Genomic DNA, 17919 nt, shown 5'->3' with positions numbered 1-17919 from the left:
AAATGACCAAAGTCATCAAGAACGGCACCGTCGTCACGGCCGACCGCACATGGAAGGCCGATGTGCTGTTCAGCCACGGCAAGATCGTCGCCATCGGCTCGGATCTGCATGGCGACCACGAGTATGACGCCACCGGCTGCTACATCATGCCGGGCGGCATCGATCCGCACACCCATCTCGAAATGCCGTTCATGGGCACCTATTCGGCCGACGATTTCGAATCCGGCACGCGGGCCGCCCTTGCCGGCGGGACCACCATGGTGGTCGATTTCTGCCTGCCGGCGCCGCAGCAATCGCTGCTCGAAGCCCTGCAGATGTGGGACAACAAGACCTCGAAAGCGTCCTGCGACTATTCCTTCCACATGGCGGTCACCTGGTGGGGCAAGCAGGTGTTCGACGAGATGGCAACCGTCGTCGACAAGGGCATCACCTCGTTCAAGCACTTCATGGCCTACAAGGGCGCGCTGATGGTGGATGACGACGAGATGTATGCGTCGTTCCAGCGCTGCGCCGACCTTGGCGCGCTGCCGCTGGTGCACGCCGAGAATGGCGACGTGGTCGCGGCCCTTTCGCAGAAGCTGCTGGCAGCCGGCAACAATGGCCCCGAGGGGCACGCTTATTCGCGCCCGCCAGAAGTGGAAGGCGAGGCGACCAACCGTGCCATCATGATCGCCGACATGGCCGGCGTGCCGCTTTACGTCGTGCATGTCTCGTGCGAGCAGAGCCACGAGGCGATCCGCCGGGCGCGCCAGAAGGGCATGCGGGTGTTCGGCGAACCGCTGATCCAGCACCTGACGCTGGACGAGAGCGAGTATTTCAACAAGGACTGGGACCATGCGGCGCGCCGCGTGATGAGCCCGCCCTTCCGCAACAAACTGCACCAGGATTCGCTGTGGGCCGGCCTGCAGGCAGGCTCACTGCAAGTGGTGGCGACCGACCATTGCGCTTTCACCACCAAGCAGAAACGCAACGGCGTCGGCGATTTCACCAAGATTCCGAACGGCACCGGCGGCCTCGAGGATCGCATGCCGGTGCTGTGGACCAAGGGCGTCAACACCGGGCGGCTGACGATGAACGAGTTCGTCGCGGTGACCTCGACCAACATCGCCAAGATCCTCAACATGTACCCGAGGAAGGGCGCCATCGTCGAAGGCGCGGATGCCGACATCGTCGTCTGGGATCCGAAGCGCAAAAAGACGATTTCCTCGAAGAAGCAGCAGTCCGTCATCGACTACAACGTGTTCGAAGGCGTCGAGGTGACCGGCCTGCCGCGCTTCGTGTTCTCGCGCGGCGAACTGTCGATCGAGGAGGCCGAGGTCAAGGCCAAGCCCGGCCATGGCCAATTCGTCGGCCGTGAGCCCAACGCGGCGGTCAACCGCGCGCTGTCGACGTGGAAGGACATCACCGCGCCGCGCAAGGTGGAACGGTCAGGCATCCCGGCGACGGGGGTCTGAGCTTGGCGCGTTCGGCCGCGCTGATCTCGGTGGTCTTGGCGGCTGTTGCCGGTGGTCCGGCAAGCGCGGCCGGCGTGCTGCCTGGTTCCTGGGGCAACGATGTCGGCTGCGCCGGCGCGAAGGCCGGCTACCAGGACAGTGATGCCTATATCCTGCTGACCGCGGAAGGCATCGAGACCTATGGCAGTGGTTGCCGGTTCGATCAACAGTTGACGTCGGCGCCGGGTATTCAATCGTTGCGTTCGACCTGTTCCGCCGAGGGCGAGGCGGGAACGACGGTCGAAACAATCCTGGTCACCAACAAGGGAGAGGCTGGCTTCTTCGTCACCATTCCCGGCCTGGAAGAACTGGGGCCGCTGCAATCATGTTCTTAACGTTGGGCCATGGGGGAACGGGCATGCGTGGTTTTGGTCTGTCTGTTGCGATGGTTGCCGTTCTGGCCGCTGGCCAGGCTTTCGCGGCAGGCATCGACCTGTCGAAACCCTATGGCGACAAATATGGCTGCATCAACCACAACGGCCAGGAAGTCGCCGCCGATCAGATGCTGCTTTTGACCGACAAGGAGTTGATCACCGCCGCCAGCGCCTGCACGTTCACAAAGACGCAAACGCTGGCTGACGGATCGCTCGTGGTGACCGCGACATGTGAGGCGGAAGGCGAAGAAGGGCAGGAGCCGACCAAATTCACCATCAAGCGCAGCGCCAAGAAAGCCAAGAAGCTGACGATCGCCGATGAGGACGGCAATTTGATGGGGGAAGTCGCGCGGTGCAAATGACGGCGATCCCGTCGACCTCAGGCGACCAGCGCATCCAGTTCCGGCAGCAGGACGACGCTTTCCTGTTCATTGGGATCGGTGCGGGCGATGACCGCCGAAGACGGGGCGTTGCTCAGATTGGCCGGAAGATGCGGCACGCCGGCCGGAATGTAGAAGAGATCGCCGGCCTTGACGACGATGTGATGTTCGAGCCTGTCGCCGTACCAGGTATGGACCTCGCCGGAGAGCACGTAGATCGCCGTTTCATGGTTCTCGTGCAGATGCGCCTTGGCGCGAGCGCCGGGCGGCATGGTGAGCACATGCATGCAGATGCCGGAGGAGCCTACCGACTCCGTTGCAATACCGGCGAAATAGGTCAAACCCTGCTTGCCTTCATAAGTGCTTTCAGGGCGGATAAGATGACAAGTGGGTTTGGGCGACATCGGGGAAACTCCGGGCGTCGATTGAGCGAAACAGGGCCAATGGGACAGGGCGAGTGGAAAACAACATCGCGATAAAAGCAATCGGAATCCGGCCGGCGCCCCTGTGGCGGGAACAGGCAGGCCGCGGCCGATGACAGGGATTTCGCCAGCCGTCGTCGCGGCAAGCAAACTTGGCCTCACGTTCCAGACCAATGACGGACCAGTCCAGGCGCTGTCCAATGTCGACCTGACCATCGGCAAGGGCGAGTTCGTCTCCTTCATCGGGCCGTCGGGCTGCGGCAAGACCACCTTGCTGCGCGTCGTCGCGGACCTGGAGAAGCCGACCTCGGGAACGATCTCGGTCAACGGCATGACAGCAGAACAGGCGCGCGAGAAACGCGCCTATGGCTACGTCTTCCAGGCCGCCGCCCTGTTTCCCTGGCGCACCATCGAGCGCAACGTCGCGCTGCCGCTCGAGATCATGGGTCTGTCCAAGGCCGAGCAGGGCGAACGGATCAAGCGCACGCTCGACCTCGTCAACCTCGCGGGTTTCGAGAAGAAATATCCCTGGCAGCTGTCCGGCGGCATGCAGCAGCGCGCCTCGATCGCCCGCGCGCTGGCCTTCGACGCCGACCTGCTCTTGATGGACGAGCCGTTCGGCGCGCTGGACGAGATCGTGCGCGACCACCTCAACGAGCAATTGCTGGAGTTGTGGGCGCGAACCGACAAGACCATCTGCTTCGTCACCCACTCCATTCCTGAAGCCGTCTACCTGTCGACACGGATCGTCGTCATGTCGCCGCGACCGGGCCGGGTCAGCGACATCATTGAATCGACGCTGCCGAAGGAGCGGCCGCTCGACATCCGCGAGACGCCGGAATTCCTGGCGATTGCCGCGCGCGTCCGCGATGGCTTGAGGGCAGGGCACAGCTATGATGATTGAGGGCTCCGAAGAGCGAGCGGCCCAGCGCGCCTTCGTCATCCTAGGGCGAAGCAAGCGCGAAGCGGCTTGCGCAGACCCTAGGATCCATGCCGCGACATTAGCCGAAGAGTGCAAACGGCTCAGAATACTCGCCAAACAGAGCGAGGCGCAGGTGGCCATGTTCCGCACCGCCGCCGAGCGGAGAGGTAGCGGCATGGATCCTAGGGTCTGCGCCGCGTCGCTTCGCTCCTTGCTTCGCCCTAGGATGACGAAGAGAAAGGCGCCCGGCCTTCGCTTCGCTCCGGCCACTCTCTCCCCGGCGGGGAGAGGAGAAGGGGAGCGCTAGATGGACACCTTCCGCGACAAGCTCATCCCCGTGACCTCGATCCTCTTGGGCGTGGTCGTGCTCTGGTACGTCTTTGCCGTCATCCTCAACGCGCCGTTCCAGCGCGATCTCGATAGCCGTGCCAACCAAACCCCCGGCACCGTCGAATTCATCGGCAAGACGCTGGCGCAGCCGAAGCCGACGCTGCCGGCGCCGCATCAGGTGGCGGTGAATTTCTTCGAAAACACTTTTCTGCGGCCCATCACGTCGAACCGCAGCCTCGTCTATAATGCCTGGGTGACGCTGTCCTCGACGCTGCTCGGCTTTGCCTTCGGCACCGCGCTCGGCATCATCATCGCCGTCGGCATCGTGCATGTGGCGACGCTCGACCGCAGCCTGATGCCGTGGATCATCGCCTCGCAGACCATTCCGATCCTGGCGGTGGCGCCGATGATCATCGTCGTGCTGGCGGCGGTCGGCATCACCGGACTAATCCCGAAGGCGATGATCTCGACCTATCTGTCCTTCTTCCCGGTGACGGTGGGCATGGTGAAGGGTCTGCGCTCGCCCGAGATCATGCATCTCGACCTCATGCACACCTACAATGCCAGTGCCTCGCAGACCTTCTGGAAACTGCGCGTGCCGGCCTCGGTGCCGTTCCTGTTTACCTCGATGAAGGTGGCGGTGGCGGCAAGCCTGGTCGGCGCCATCGTCGGCGAACTGCCGACCGGTGCGGTCGCGGGCATCGGCGCCAAGCTGCTCGCCGGCGCCTACTACAGCCAGTCGATCGACATCTGGTCGGCGCTGGTTGCCGGTTCGATCGTGGCGGCACTTCTGGTCATGGTGGTCGGCATTGCCGGACGCCTCGTCGATCGCGCCATGGGCGGGAGGCCGGCATGAACTGGCTGAAGCCATCCTGGCAAGCGGTGCTGGCGATCGTGCTGTGCGTGATCGCAGTGGCGCTCGGCGCGATGTCGAAGCCGGAAGCGGCAGCGCTTGCGGACCCGACCGCAAGCATCAATTACCCTTACCTCGGAACGAAGAGCTTGATGCTCGGCTTGGCCATAGTGGCGGCGCTGATCTCGATGACCAGGATTCCGTCGCTTGCGGAAGCCGTCGTCCTGTTTGCCGGCGCCCATCTCGTCGCCTGGTTGCTGATCTCAGGCATTGCAGGTTTTGAAGGCTCGGCACTGGCACCGTACTTTCTGCTGCTCACGGCGGCCTGGCTGCTTGGCTGGCGTTGCGTGGCGGTGCTGTCGGGGCTTCGCCCGATGGCAAATTGGGCCCGCACCGCGCTCCGCCTGATCATTCCGGCCATCTTCGGTGCCTGGATCCTGATCATTTGGGAAACGGTAACGCGTGGCGCCGGCATTCCCTTCATCCTGTTGCCGCCGCCGAGCGCCATCGGCGCGCGCATCGCGGGCTCGCTGCCGACACTCGGCGCCGATGTCCGGCAGACCATCTTCAAGGCGGTAATCTTCGGCTACGTCGTCGGCAGCGGCGCCGGCTTCATCACCGCGATCCTGGCCGACCGGGTGCCGTTCCTGCGGCGCGGGCTGCTGCCGATCGGCAACATGGTGTCGGCACTGCCGATCATCGGCGTAGCGCCCATCATGGTGATGTGGTTCGGCTTCGACTGGCAGTCCAAGGCGGCTGTCGTCATCATCATGACCTTCTTCCCGATGCTGGTGAACACGGTCGCCGGCCTTGCCGCTTCCGGCCATATGGAGCGCGACCTGATGCGCACCTATGCGTCGGGCTATTGGCCGACGCTCATCAAGTTAAGGCTGCCGGCCGCAGCACCTTTCATCTTCAACGCGCTGAAGATCAACTCGACGCTGGCGCTGATCGGCGCCATCGTCGCCGAGTTCTTCGGCACGCCTGTCGTCGGCATGGGCTTTCGCATCTCGACCGAGGTCGGGCGGATGAACATCGACATGGTCTGGGCCGAAATCGCAGTTGCAGCACTTGCGGGTTCGGTCTTTTATGGCGTGGTCGCTCTTGTCGAAAGAGCCGTCACGTTTTGGCATCCCTCTGTCCGTGGTGGATAGGGGCGGTGGGTTTAGGGCACTAACTTCAGAGGGTAAAAAAATGAAAAGACTGATTATTCCTGTTCTGGCCGGCGCGATGTCGCTCGCCGCGTTCCAGGCAATGGCCGCCGACAAGGTGACGTTGCAGCTGAAATGGGTCACGCAGGCCCAGTTTGCCGGCTACTATGTCGCCAAGGCTAAGGGTTTCTATGAGGCCGAGGGTCTCGACGTCGACATCAAGCCAGGCGGTCCCGACATCGCTCCCGAGCAGGTGATCGCCGGCGGTGGCGCCGACGTCATCGTCGACTGGATGGGCGGTGCGCTCGCCGCCCGCGAAAAGGGCGTGCCGCTGGTCAACATCGCCCAGCCGTTCAAGAAGGCCGGCATGGAGCTGGTCTGCCCGAAGGACGGTCCGATCAAGACCGAAGCCGACTTCAAGGGCCACACGCTCGGTGTCTGGTTCTTCGGCAACGAATATCCGTTCTACGCCTGGATGAACAAGCTTGGCCTCAAGACCGATGGCGGCCCCGACGGTGTCACCGTTCTCAAGCAGAGTTTCGACGTCCAGCCGCTGATCCAGAAGCAGGCGGACTGCATCTCGGTCATGACCTACAACGAGTACTGGCAGCTGATCGATGCCGGCTACAAGCCGGAACAGCTGACCGTCTTCAATTACTCGGCGATGGGCAACGATCTGCTCGAGGACGGGCTCTATGCCTCGGAAGACAAGCTCAAGGATCCTGCCTTCGAGGACAAGATGGTGCGTTTCGTGCGCGCCTCGATGAAGGGCTGGAAATACGCCATCGACAACAATGACGAAGCCGCAGGCATCGTCATGGACGGCGGTGGCCAGGACGAGAACCACCAGAAGCGCATGATGAGCGAAGTCGCCAAGCTGATCGACAATGCCGACGGCAAGCTCGATCCGGCGACCTACGAGCGCACCGCCAAGGCGTTGCTGGACCAGAAGATCATCACCAAGGAGCCGACCGGCGCCTACACGACCGCGATCACCGACAAGGCGGTCAAGTAAGCGGCACGAGCTGCCTCTTGCACATGTTTGAAAAGGGGCGGGCGACCGCCCCTTTTTCGTGGCGAGCGGTCACAAAACCGTGTGCGGGGATACATTGCGCGGCCCAGCCGTTCAAGTTGCGGCATGCGCGCGTCGAGGGGACGCGACGGATGCGACAGCCAATCGGAGGTTTTTCATGCGCACACACTCCTTATTGCCGGTGCTTTCGGCGCTGGCCGTTTCGACCGCCTTCCTGTTCGTGTCCCCGGCTCTCGCCGAGACGGTGAAATACAAGGCGACGCTCGACGGCAGCCAGCAGAGCCCGCCCGTCACCACCAAGGGTAAGGGCACCGCCACTCTCACCTTCGACACCACCAAGAAAAAGCTCAGCTGGAACGTCAAGTATTCCGGCCTCAGCGGACCGGCTTCGGCCGCGCACATTCATGGCCCGGCAGCGATGGGCGCGAATGCGGACCCCGTCATCCCATTCAAAAAGCTGAAGAGCCCGATCAAGGGGTCGGCGACGCTCACCGATGCGCAGGCAGCCGATCTGGAGGCCGGCAAATATTACGTCAATGTCCACACCAAGGCTAACCCGGACGGCGAGATCCGCGGGCAGATCGAAAAGGCGATGTAGCGTAGTCGGCGAGAGGCAGCAGGCTGCCTTTCGCCTTAGCTCTTGTCGCGGATCTGCGTCATTGTCCGGGTCGGCGTGATCGCCTCCGGATCGAGCCGGATTTCGACGATCGCCGGCTTGCCGCTGGCGCGGGCACGCTCGAAGGCGGCTGCGAAATCCGCCGTCCTCTCCACCGTCTCGCCATGGCCGCCATAGGCGCGGGCCAAGGCTGCGAAGTCGGGGTTCTTGAGATCGGTGGCGACCACCCGGCCGGGATATTCGCGCTCCTGATGCATGCGGATGGTGCCATAGATGCCGTTGTTGACGACGACGACGACGATCGGCAGGTCGTACTGGACTGCGGTGGCGAACTCCTGCCCGTTCATCAGGAAGCAGCCGTCACCGGCGAAGGCCACGACGGTGCGGTCCGGGAACAGATCCTTGGCGGCGACCGCAGCCGGCGTGCCATAGCCCATCGAGCCCGATGTCGGCGCACCTTGAGTGGCGAAGCGGCGAAAGCGGTGGAAGCGATGCACCCAGGTCGCGTAATTGCCGGCGCCATTGGTGAGGATGGCGTCGTCGGGAAGCATCTTCTCCAGATAATTCATGATCGGCCCCATCTGGACCGGGCCGGGGCCGCTCTCCGGCGGTGTCGACCAGTCGAGATAGGCGGCGTGCAATTTGGCGGTCTCATCGGCCCAGCTCGGCGCCGCAGCCGGCTTGCGCTTGGCAAAGGCTTCGACGAAGGCAGAAGGCGAAGCGTTGATCGCCAATGTCGGCCGGTAGACGCGGCCGAGTTCGCCGGCATCGGCATGGACATGCACCAGCGTCTGGTCGGGGTAAGGGCTTTTCAGCAGCGTGTAGTCGGAGGATGGCATCTCGCCCATGCGACCGCCGATCAGCAGCACGAGGTCGGCTTGCTTGATGGCGGTGGCCAGTTTCGGGTTGATGCCGATGCCGACATCGCCGGCATAGTTCGGATGCAGGTGATCGAACAGCATCTGGCGGCGGAAGGAGCAGCCGACCGGCAGCGACCACGCTTCGGCGATCGCGCGTATCCGTGCCACGGCCTCCGCGTCCCAGCGCGTTCCGCCGAGAATGACGAAGGGACGCTTGGCTTTGCCCAGCAGTGTTTCCAGTGCACCGAGTTCGACTTCCCCCGGCCGGGTTTCAACGGGCGTGTGCGGCAAGGCGATGGGCGCTTCGACGACGCTGGTCAGCATGTCCTCGGGCAGCGAGATGACCACGGGACCGGGGCGGCCCGATGTCGCCACGGCGAAGGCGCGGGTGACGAATTCGGGGATGCGCGAGGCATCGTCGATCTCGACCACCCATTTGGCGATATCGCCGAAGAACCTCTTGTAGTCCACCTCCTGAAAAGCCTCGCGCTCCTTGGCGTGGCTGGCGACCTGGCCGATGAACAGGATGAGGGGTATCGAATCCTGCATGGCGATGTGGATGCCGGCCGACGCATTGGTGGCGCCGGGGCCGCGGGTGACGAAGCAGATGCCTGGCTTACCAGTCAACCGGCCATGGCAGTCGGCCATCATCGCCGCACCGCCTTCCTGGCGGCAAACGATGGTGCGGATCTTGGAATCATGCAGCGCGTCGAGCACCGCGAGATAGGATTCGCCGGGCACACAATAGATGCGGTCGGTGCCGTTGGCTTCGAGCGCGTCGACGATGAGTTGTCCGCCGGTCTTCATTTCCCAGACCTCTCCAGTTCGGCAAGGATTTCTTGCGTGTGCTCGCCGAGGCGCGGCGAGGGGCGCTCATAGACGAGCGGTGTGCCGGACATCACCATCGGCGCGCGCACCGAAGGCAGGCGGTTGCCGTGGCCGTCGTCGAGGTCGAGCCGCATGCCGCGCGCAATGGTCTGCGGGTCGGCGAACATCTGGCCGATCGTGTTGATCGGGCTCGCCGGCACGCTCGCCGCTTCCAGCTTGGCCAGCAGCGGGTCTCGATCCCAGCTTTTCAGCGCCTCGATCATGTGCTCGCGCAGCTTGACCCGGTTGGCGACCCGCGCCGGATTGGTGGCGAAATCCGGATTTGCCGGCAATTCGTTCAACCCGATGGCGGCACAGAATTTGGCGAACTGGCCGTCATTGCCGACCGCCAGGATGATGTGGCCGTCCCGGACCGGCACCACCTCGTAGGGGGCGATGTTCATATGCGCGTTGCCCATCTGCACCGGCGACTTGCCGGAGACGAGATAGTTGAGGTTCTGGTTGCCGAGCGCCGAGATCTGGGTGTCGAACAGCGCCATGTCGATGTGCTGGCCTTCGCCGGTTTGCTCAGCATGGCGCAGGGCTGCCTGGATGGCGATGACGGAATATAGGCCGGTGAAGATATCGGAGATGGCGACGCCGGCCTTTTGCGGTTCGCGGCCGGCCTCGCCGGTGATCGACATCATGCCGGCCATGGCCTGGATGATGAAGTCGTAGCCGGCGCGCGGTGCATACGGCCCATCCTGGCCAAAGCCGGTGATCGAGCAATAGACGAGGCGCGGGTTTATCTTGCGCAGGCTGTCGTAGTCGAGCCCGTATTTCCTGAGCCCGCCGAGCTTGAAGTTCTCGATCAGCACGTCCGAGGTGGCGACCAGCTTGCGCACGGTCTCGGCACCTTCCGGTGTCGAGAAATCGATGGCGATCGAACGTTTGCCGCGATTGCAGGAATGGTAATAGGCGGCCGACAGGTTTTCGCCGTCATGGCTCATGACGAAGGGCGGTCCCCATTTGCGGGTGTCGTCGCCGCCATCGGGGCTTTCGACCTTGATGACGTCGGCGCCGAGATCGGCAAGCAACTGCCCGGCCCAGGGCCCGGCGAGGATGCGGGCGAGTTCGACGACGCGGACGCCTTTCAGGGGTGGTTCGGCCATAAATCACCAGAATTGGTCGGAACCGCAGCCTCTATCAACACCTTGTGCCGCTGTCACGGCCCTTGCGATGGGCCAAACCCTTTCAACCCTTCAGCACGCCGTCGGCCCAGGCGGCGAAATCGTCCATGATGATGTCGCGGTTGACCTCGTTCAGGCTTTCATGGCGGGTGTCGGCGTAAACCTTTGAAACGAGATTCGAAAAGCCCATCCTGCGCATGCGATTGGCGAGATGGGTGACGCCCTTGCCGTAGTCGGAAGCCGGGTCCTTCTCACCGCCGACGATGGCGATGGGAACGTCGCGCCGGATACCGGCAAAGCCGGCATCCTTGCCGCCATTCAGCGCCATCGAGACCACGTCGCGCCACATCGAGACAGAGGCGTCCCAGCCGCACAGCGGGTCGGCGATGTATCTGGCCACCTCGGCCTCGTCGCGCGACAGCCAGTCGAACAATGTGCGGTGGTTGGGCACTGCCTTGCCCCAGGCCTGGAAGGTGAGTTTCGGCAGCAGGCGCGACGGGACGTCGGAGCCCAGCCGCATCCGTTCCCAGGCGAGGATGCCGAGTGCTGCCTGCCCAAGCAGCCCTTGTGAAAAATTGCCGTTCCAGATCGCGGCGGCATGGACGCGGGGCGAATGGGCCAAAAGGTAGTTCAGCGCCACGGACGCGCCCATCGAGTGACCGAAGAGGATGACCGGAAGGTTTGGGCATTCGCTGGCGATGAGATCGTGGATGGCGTCGACATCGGCGATCACCCTGGAAGGTCCGTCCTTGTCTGCGAATTTGCCGAGCGGCGCATCGGGCGCCTTGGTCGCGCCATGGCCACGATGGTCGTGGACATAGACGTGGAAACCACGCTCGGCGAGGAAGTCGGCGAAACGGGCATAGCGCGCGGCATGCTCGGCCAGCCCGTGGTTGATGTGGATGATCGCACGAGGCCGGCCCTCTGCATGCCTGACGAGGAGATTGAGGTCGGCGCCGGTCGGCGAGCGGACCATGCGTTGCTGGCTGAATGACATGGCCGCTTGGTCTCCAACGCATGTTCCACTGCTATGAACTTTGTTTGCGCCGGTGCCGGTTTGGCGTCAATCCGCCTTGCCTGCTTTCACACGACGATGTTTCTTGCGTTTGGCCAGCAAAATATCGCAATTCTGACATGGAGACAGCTTCAGTCTGTCGCCCACTTCTTCAGCCGGGGATTTCTCATGCGCATTGGTGTCGTTTTCGGATTGGCCTTGCTGGCGGCATCACTGACTGGTGCCGCGCATGCCGACGTCAAGATGAGCGGCACCTTCGTCGCCGATGCCTCCTGTCCGGCGACACAGGCCATCAAGAACGGCAAGAACCCCGGCAATGTCTCGACCGATGCCGGAAAGAGCTACCAGTTGCTTGCCGGCAACAAGGATACGCCGACGCATTATCTGATCCAGGTGCCGGGCGCCGATCCGGAGCGCCGCTGGGTAAAGGTTTCCTGCGGTCATCTCTCGGGCAGCAGTGCGGCGGCTGTGCCAGCGGCACCGGGCGGGCAAGGCAAGCCCTCGGGGAAACCCGAATATGTCTTCGCGCTGAGCTGGCAGCCGGCGTTTTGCGAGACCAAGTCGAACAAGACCGAATGCAGGGCGCAGAGCCCGAGCGAATTCGACGCCACCAATTTCACCTTGCACGGCCTGTGGCCGCAGCCAAACGGCAATTTCTATTGCCAGGTGCCGGCAAGCGACAAGGCCAATGACAATCCGGGTCACTGGAAGGATCTTCCGCCTGTCAATCTGGACGCGGGCACGCGCGCGGAGCTCAACAAGGTCATGCCGGGCACGGCTTCCCAGCTCGAGCGACATGAATGGATCAAGCACGGCACCTGCTACGGCAAAACCCAGCAGGAGTATTTTTCCGACGCGCTCGGCCTGATGCGACAGGTGAACGGCTCTCCGGTGCGCGATCTCTTCGCCAAGAGCATCGGCGGCAAGCTGACGGCGGACCAGATCCGCGGTGCCTTCGACGCCGCGTTCGGCGCGGGGGCGGGGGACCGCGTGCGTGTCTCCTGCGTCATCGATCCGTCGAGCGGCAGGCGGCTGATCGGCGAACTGACGCTCGGCCTCGCCGGACCGATCGGCCCGAACAGCTCGCTTAAGGATTTGCTGCTGGCCTCGGTGCCGACCAACAAGGCCGGTTGCCCGACCGGCACCGTCGACGCGATCGGGTTCCAGTGACGGGCTGTCGCCGCGCCAGTGGAAGGGTTAATTAACCGGGGATTTCCGCACGGCGGCGACCGGTGGAAGACTTAACGGCCGGCACACACTGTCCGCGTTGCCGGCTTGATCTGGCAAAAGCGATTGCCGTTCGCCGCCGCATCGCCTACATAGCGGCCAACCTCCATTCAATTCGACAAATCCAGTCAGTTTTTCTGGGCCAGTCAATTTTCAGGGAAAGCGCGCGTGGCACGCCAGTTCATCTATCACATGGCCGGCCTCAACAAGGCCTACGGCACCAAGAAGGTGCTCGAGAATGTCCATCTGTCCTTCTATCCCGACGCCAAGATCGGCATTCTGGGCCCCAACGGCGCCGGCAAGTCGACGATCCTCAAGATCATGGCCGGCATCGACAAGGAGTGGAGCGGCGAGGCGTGGCTCGCCGAAGGCGCCACTGTCGGTTACCTGGCGCAGGAGCCGGCGCTCGACCCGAAGAAGACGGTGTTCGAGAACATCATGGAAGGCGTCGCCGCCAAGACCGCCATCATCGAGCGCTACAACGAATTGATGATGAACTATTCCGACGAGACGGCCGACGAGTCGGCCAAGCTCCAGGACGAGATGGATCGGCTGAACCTGTGGGATCTCGAACAGCAGGTCGAAATGGCCATGGAAGCGCTGGGCTGCCCGCCCAAGGATTCCGAAGTCACCAAGCTTTCGGGCGGCGAGCGCCGCCGCGTCGCGCTCTGCCAGTTGCTGCTGCGCCAGCCCGATCTTCTGCTGCTCGACGAACCGACCAACCATCTCGACGCCGAAACCACGGCGTGGCTGGAAAAGCATCTGCGCGCCTATCCGGGCGCCGTGATGATCATCACCCACGATCGCTACTTCCTCGACAATGTCACTGGCTGGATCCTCGAACTCGATCGCGGCCGCGGGATTCCCTATGAGGGCAATTACACCAAATATCTCGAAGCCAAGGCCAAGCGCCTCAAGCAGGAAGGCCGCGAGGACGATGCCCGCCAGCGCGCCATCGGACGCGAGCGCGAGTGGATCCAGTCGAGCCCGAAGGCCCGCCAGACCAAGTCCAAGGCGCGTATCCAGGCCTTCCAGGACCTGTTGGATGCAGCCGACAAGCGGCGACCGAGCGATACCCAGATCGTCATCCCGCACGGTGAGCGGCTCGGCAATGTGGTGATCGAGGTCGACGGCCTGTCCAAGGGCTTTGGCGACACGCTGCTGATCGACGGACTGGAATTCAAGCTGCCGCCGGGCGGTATCGTCGGTGTCATCGGCCCGAACGGCGCCGGCAAGACGACGCTGTTCCGCATGATCACCGGCCAGGAAAAGCCCGATGCCGGCACGATCCGCGTCGGCGAGACGGTCAAGCTCGGCTATGTCGACCAGAGCCGCGACGCTCTCGATCCGTCGAAGACCGTCTGGGAAGAAATTTCGGGTGGCGCCGAAGTGGTCAAGCTCGGCAAGTTCGAGGCCAACACCCGCGCCTATTGCGCGTCGTTCAACTTCCGTGGCGGCGACCAGCAGCAGAAGGTCGGCAACCTCTCCGGCGGCCAGCGCAACCGCGTGCACCTGGCCAAGATGCTGAAGACAGGCGGCAATGTGCTGCTGCTCGACGAACCGACCAACGATCTCGATACGGAAACGCTGGCGGCGCTCGAAGACGCGCTGGAAAATTTCGGCGGCTGCGCGGTCATCATCTCGCATGATCGCATGTTCCTGGACCGTCTGGCGACGCACATCCTCGCCTTCGAGGGCGACAGCCATGTCGAATGGTTCGAAGGCAATTTCGAGGATTACGAGCAGGACAAGATCCGCCGGCTCGGCCCCGAAGCCGTCAACCCACACCGTATGACGTATAAGAGGCTGACGCGGTAAGGGGCTGGAGATCGTTGCGAGGGATCGTCGTTTGACCTAAATTGGGCTGACGGAGCTTTCCATGATCACAGTCAAACTGCCGCCAAAGACCGAGAAGCTACTGGCCGACATGGCCAAGGCCAGCGGTCGAACAGCCGATCAGGTCGCAGTCGATGCGATCCTTGAGGCTATTGAGGATTGGCAGGACGCCAAGATCGCGGACGAACGCCTGAAAGATGATGACGGTGTTCGCATTCCGCTGAAGGAGATGATCAGCAAGCTTGAACGTCGTGAAGTCGAGGAGCGCAGGAAGAAGCCTGCCGCTGAATGACTTGGCGCGTCGAGTTCACCCGGCGCGCCGAGAGAGACATCGAGCAGTTTTCGACGAAAGATCAACGGCGCATCCTGGAGTTCTTGAATCAGAGAGTTTCAGCGCATCCCAATCCGAGGGCGCTTGCCAAGCGCCTGACAGCGACCAAGGAAGAGGCTTGGCGCTTTCGCGTCGGTGACTACAGGATCATTGCTCAGTTCCATGACAGCAGACTTGTCGTCCTGGTGGTGGAAGTAGGTAACCGTCGCGAGGTCTATCGATGAACCATACCGCCGCTTCACAAAAGCCCGACTGGTCCGCCGCCCAATATCTGAAATTCGAGGATGAGCGCACGCGGCCCGCGCGGGATCTGGTTGCGCAAGTGCCGGTCGACTTCCCGCGCCGGGTCGTCGATATCGGCTGCGGGCCGGGCAACTCGACCGAATTGCTGGTCGAGCGCTGGCCGGATGCCGAGGTGCGCGGCTTCGACACTTCTCCCGACATGATCGAAAAGGCGAGGGCGCGCCTGCCCAACGTGACCTTCGATCTGGCCGATGCCGCGACATGGAAGCCGGTCGAGCCGGTCAACGTCATCTTCGCCAATGCGGTGTTCCAGTGGTTGCCCACGCATCCGGCGGTGTTCCAAGGACTGATGGGTTTTCTGGCGCCCGGCGGCGCGCTGGCTGTGCAGATGCCCGACAATATGGGCGAGGATTCGCATCGTCTGATGCGGGAAACCGCTGCTGAAGTGCCGTTTGCGGCAAAGATAGGAAACGCGGCGCGTGCGCCGCTGCCGCCGGTGTCGTTCTATTACGACCTTTTATCGCCGCACTCCGATCGGCTCGATATCTGGCACACCGTTTACAACCATCCGCTGGCCGATGCCGAGGCGATCGTCGAATGGGTGAAGTCGACCGGGCTGAAGCCGTTCCTCGATCCACTTGAGGCGGACGAGCGCAAGGTGTTCCTCGACAGTTACACGGCCAAGATCGCCAAGGCCTATCCAAAGACCGCGAACGGCAAAGTGCTGCTGCGCTTCCCGCGTATATTCATCGTCGCCAAGCGGGCCGGCTAGGGCGTGTTGATATTCAGGTGATGCCGGCCTGCAAACGGCGGCTTCCTGCGCTTCCGGTGCTCGCGTACGAAAAGTACGCTCCGCTCCGGTTCTCGGAAACCACCATTTTCGGCTCGGCCTGACCTGAATCTCGACACGCCCTAGGAAAGAATTACCCACTTCAGTCGCAGCCGATTGACCCGGTTTCGCCGCCATGCGCAATTCAACGCGTTGGATCAAAATGCCCGCGTGGCAGGGGGTGAATGATGACGTTGAAGAAAGTGCTTTGCGGTGCTGGCGTGTGCGCGGCGGCGCTGCTGGCGTTCTCGGTTTCGGCGGAAGCCAAGCGGGCGCGCTGCTTCACCAGTGATGATGGCTATTTTCCATGCAGCTACAGGGCGATCGACGATGCGGGCAGTTTCCGCATCTCGGCGCCGGGCTATCCGACCTATGTGCTGGAGATCGACGGGCCGGGCTTTGCCTATGGCTATGTCAATCTCGGCCGCCGCAACGTGCCGTTGCCGGGACAGTATGTGCGCAGCCGCGATGACGGTGCGTGCTGGAACAACCCGCAGACCAACACCAAGCTCTGCGCCTGGTGAAACCCTGGTTTACGCCGGCGTAAACCTTTGGTTTAAGCCGGCGTAAACCCGCCTGATGAGAAAAGGGTTGCGCCGAAGCGCTTCGGCGCCCACATGAAGCCGCAACGCCTGCGGATGGGACGGACTGAAATATGCATCGCGTCATCATCAGCGGCATCGGCGCTGAAATCCCTGAAGCCGTCATCACGAATGAAGAGCTGGTCGAGAGCTTCAACAGCTGGGTCGACACGGAGAACGCGCGGCGCGAGCGCACCGGCGAGACCTTGCTGCAGAAGTCCGACAGCGATTTCATCGTCCATGCCTCCGGCGTGCGCTCCCGTCATGTGATCGAGCGCGAAGGCATTCTCGATCCGACCCGTATGACGCCGCGCATTCCGGCACGTCCGGACGATGCGCTGTCGCTGGAGGCCGAGTTCGGCATCGCCTCGGCCAGGAAGGCGCTCGACCATGCCGGGCTGCAGCCATCCGACATCGACCTGATCATCTGTTCGGCCTCGCATCACCAGCGGCCCTATCCGGCGATCGCCATCGAAATGCAGGAGGCCCTGGGTACGAAGGGCGCCGGCTTCGACATGGGGCTTGGCTGTTCGTCCGCCGCGGCGGCGCTTCACATGGCCGTCAATCTGGTGCGCTCGGGCGCGCACAAGCGCATTCTGGTGACCACGCCGGAAATCATCACCGGCCATCTCAATTTCCGCGACCGGCAGACGCACTTCATCTTCGGCGACGCCTCGGTGTCGATGGTGGTGGAGGGGCTTGCCCAAGGCGAGAAGCGGCCGGGACGCTTCGAGGTGCTCGACACCCGCATCTGGACGCAAATGTCGAACAACATCCGCACCAATCTGGGCTATCACACCCGCACCGCCCAGGACGATCCCTACATGATCAACCTGGAAGGCAATTTGATCAAGCAGGTCGGCAACAAGGTGTTCAAGGAAGTCACCGTCGCCGGGCAAAAGTTCATCGTCGAATTCCTGGCCGAGCACGGGCTGACGCCGCAGGCGATCAGGCGCTTCTGGCTGCACCAGGCCAATGCGCGCATGAACGCGATGATCCTGAAACTTTCGTTCGGCCACGATGTCGATCACGATCGTGCGCCGATGGTGCTGGAGCGGCTGGGCAATACGGCGGGCGCCGGCGCCATCGTGGCGCTGTCGGAGAACCATGCCGACATGAAGCCCGGCGATTTCGGCCTGATCTGCGCGTTTGGCGCGGGCTATTCGATCGGCGGCGCGCTCATCAGGATGCTCTGACGTTCGGGGGCTCCGCCGCGTCAGGCTGGCGCGAAGGGCACCAGCATCGGTACTCGCCCGGCGTAATCGTCATAGGCGGTTCCGAGTTCAGTGCGCAGGAAACGCTCCTCCAGCTTGGCCTTCATGACGATGCCGATGGTCAAAAGGATGGCGCCGAGGACGCCCCAGACGGTGCCTTTCGTCGCCATGGTGGCCAGGATTCCCAGGAGCAGTCCGGTGTAGATCGGGTG

Annotated in this window: 19 protein-coding genes and 1 pseudogene; 15 read left to right on the top strand and 5 right to left on the bottom strand. The window is 62.9% G+C overall.

Features of this window, described 5'->3' with window-relative positions; genetic code table 11:
* The first annotated feature begins 2 nt into the window (after window positions 1-2).
* The 3 genes from hydA to FJ978_RS30590 are packed head-to-tail and all read left to right on the top strand — an operon-like array spanning window position 3 to window position 2229.
* Window positions 3-1454 (top strand): dihydropyrimidinase, encoded by a 1452-nt coding sequence (hydA, locus tag FJ978_RS30600; protein ID WP_140576485.1) that lies wholly within the window; start codon window positions 3-5, stop codon window positions 1452-1454.
* A gap of 2 nt (window positions 1455-1456) precedes the next feature.
* A complete protein-coding gene (locus FJ978_RS30595; RefSeq protein ID WP_140576483.1) occupies window positions 1457-1828 on the top strand; it encodes a hypothetical protein in 372 nt (123 codons plus the stop codon).
* 23 nt (window positions 1829-1851) lie between these two features.
* Window positions 1852-2229 carry a hypothetical protein gene (locus FJ978_RS30590; RefSeq protein WP_181176834.1) on the top strand — a complete coding sequence of 126 codons (378 nt, stop codon included), beginning with the start codon at window positions 1852-1854 and terminating at the stop codon, window positions 2227-2229.
* Between the two features lie 17 nt (window positions 2230-2246).
* Here the strand turns inward: FJ978_RS30590 and FJ978_RS30585 are convergent, their stop codons facing one another.
* Window positions 2247-2651, bottom strand: coding sequence for a cupin domain-containing protein (locus FJ978_RS30585; protein WP_015317160.1), 405 nt, complete (start codon window positions 2649-2651; stop codon window positions 2247-2249).
* A gap of 130 nt (window positions 2652-2781) precedes the next feature.
* Here FJ978_RS30585 and FJ978_RS30580 point away from each other — a divergent pair, with 130 nt between their 5' ends.
* From FJ978_RS30580 to FJ978_RS30555, 5 genes are all read left to right on the top strand, one after another.
* Window positions 2782-3573, top strand: coding sequence for an ABC transporter ATP-binding protein (locus tag FJ978_RS30580; RefSeq protein ID WP_127412773.1), 792 nt, complete (start codon window positions 2782-2784; stop codon window positions 3571-3573).
* 325 nt (window positions 3574-3898) lie between these two features.
* Complete coding sequence (locus FJ978_RS30570) at window positions 3899-4777, top strand: ABC transporter permease (RefSeq protein WP_140576480.1); 879 nt, start codon at window positions 3899-3901, stop codon at window positions 4775-4777.
* Window positions 4774-5928: an ABC transporter permease gene (locus tag FJ978_RS30565; protein ID WP_140576479.1), complete on the top strand. Its 1155-nt coding sequence runs from the start codon at window positions 4774-4776 to the stop codon at window positions 5926-5928. The genes FJ978_RS30570 and FJ978_RS30565 overlap by 4 nt, the downstream gene beginning before the upstream one ends.
* Before the next feature lie 40 nt (window positions 5929-5968).
* Complete coding sequence (locus FJ978_RS30560; RefSeq protein ID WP_013894623.1) at window positions 5969-6940, top strand: ABC transporter substrate-binding protein; 972 nt, start codon at window positions 5969-5971, stop codon at window positions 6938-6940.
* A 175-nt stretch (window positions 6941-7115) separates the two neighbouring features.
* Entirely contained in the window at window positions 7116-7556 is a 441-nt protein-coding gene (locus tag FJ978_RS30555) for a CHRD domain-containing protein (protein ID WP_013894624.1), read from the top strand.
* Between the two features lie 35 nt (window positions 7557-7591).
* Here FJ978_RS30555 and FJ978_RS30550 read toward each other — a convergent pair whose 3' ends face one another.
* From FJ978_RS30550 to FJ978_RS30540, 3 genes are all read right to left on the bottom strand, one after another.
* Window positions 7592-9241, bottom strand: a complete 1650-nt coding sequence (locus FJ978_RS30550) for a thiamine pyrophosphate-binding protein (RefSeq protein ID WP_140576477.1) — start codon at window positions 9239-9241, stop codon at window positions 7592-7594.
* On the bottom strand, window positions 9238-10413 hold the full coding sequence (locus FJ978_RS30545; RefSeq protein ID WP_140576476.1) for a CaiB/BaiF CoA-transferase family protein: 1176 nt from the start codon (window positions 10411-10413) through the stop codon (window positions 9238-9240). The genes FJ978_RS30550 and FJ978_RS30545 overlap by 4 nt, the downstream gene beginning before the upstream one ends.
* Window positions 10414-10495: 82 nt before the next feature.
* The gene (locus tag FJ978_RS30540; protein ID WP_140576474.1) at window positions 10496-11428 is read right to left on the bottom strand and encodes an alpha/beta hydrolase; all 933 of its coding nucleotides are present in this window, start codon (window positions 11426-11428) and stop codon (window positions 10496-10498) included.
* 186 nt (window positions 11429-11614) lie between these two features.
* Between FJ978_RS30540 and FJ978_RS30535 the strand changes: the two genes are divergently transcribed.
* From FJ978_RS30535 to FJ978_RS30505, 7 genes are all read left to right on the top strand, one after another.
* Complete coding sequence (locus FJ978_RS30535) at window positions 11615-12616, top strand: ribonuclease (protein WP_140576472.1); 1002 nt, start codon at window positions 11615-11617, stop codon at window positions 12614-12616.
* Between the two features lie 225 nt (window positions 12617-12841).
* Window positions 12842-14491 carry an energy-dependent translational throttle protein EttA gene (ettA, locus tag FJ978_RS30530; protein WP_013894629.1) on the top strand — a complete coding sequence of 550 codons (1650 nt, stop codon included), beginning with the start codon at window positions 12842-12844 and terminating at the stop codon, window positions 14489-14491.
* Window positions 14492-14552: 61 nt separating this feature from the next.
* Window positions 14553-14801, top strand: coding sequence for a DUF6290 family protein (locus FJ978_RS30525; RefSeq protein ID WP_140576470.1), 249 nt, complete (start codon window positions 14553-14555; stop codon window positions 14799-14801).
* Window positions 14798-15064, top strand: a complete 267-nt coding sequence (locus FJ978_RS30520) for a type II toxin-antitoxin system RelE/ParE family toxin (RefSeq protein WP_140576469.1) — start codon at window positions 14798-14800, stop codon at window positions 15062-15064. Before FJ978_RS30525 ends, FJ978_RS30520 begins: the two co-directional genes overlap by 4 nt.
* Complete coding sequence (tam, locus tag FJ978_RS30515) at window positions 15061-15855, top strand: trans-aconitate 2-methyltransferase (RefSeq protein ID WP_140576467.1); 795 nt, start codon at window positions 15061-15063, stop codon at window positions 15853-15855. Before FJ978_RS30520 ends, tam begins: the two co-directional genes overlap by 4 nt.
* Window positions 15856-16100: 245 nt before the next feature.
* Entirely contained in the window at window positions 16101-16436 is a 336-nt protein-coding gene (locus tag FJ978_RS30510; RefSeq protein WP_140576466.1) for a hypothetical protein, read from the top strand.
* Window positions 16437-16567: 131 nt separating this feature from the next.
* Window positions 16568-17689, top strand: a complete 1122-nt coding sequence (locus tag FJ978_RS30505; RefSeq protein ID WP_013894632.1) for a beta-ketoacyl-ACP synthase III — start codon at window positions 16568-16570, stop codon at window positions 17687-17689.
* A gap of 20 nt (window positions 17690-17709) precedes the next feature.
* Here the strand turns inward: FJ978_RS30505 and FJ978_RS30500 are convergent.
* Window positions 17710-17919, bottom strand: a pseudogene (locus FJ978_RS30500) (isoprenylcysteine carboxylmethyltransferase family protein); the annotation flags it as partial.

The sequence above is a fragment of the Mesorhizobium sp. B1-1-7 genome, from assembly GCF_006442705.1.
Classification (GTDB): Bacteria; Pseudomonadota; Alphaproteobacteria; order Rhizobiales; family Rhizobiaceae; genus Mesorhizobium; species Mesorhizobium opportunistum.
The sequence above is the reverse complement of the archived record's forward strand: the minus strand, read 5'-3'. Positions and strand labels throughout refer to the sequence as shown.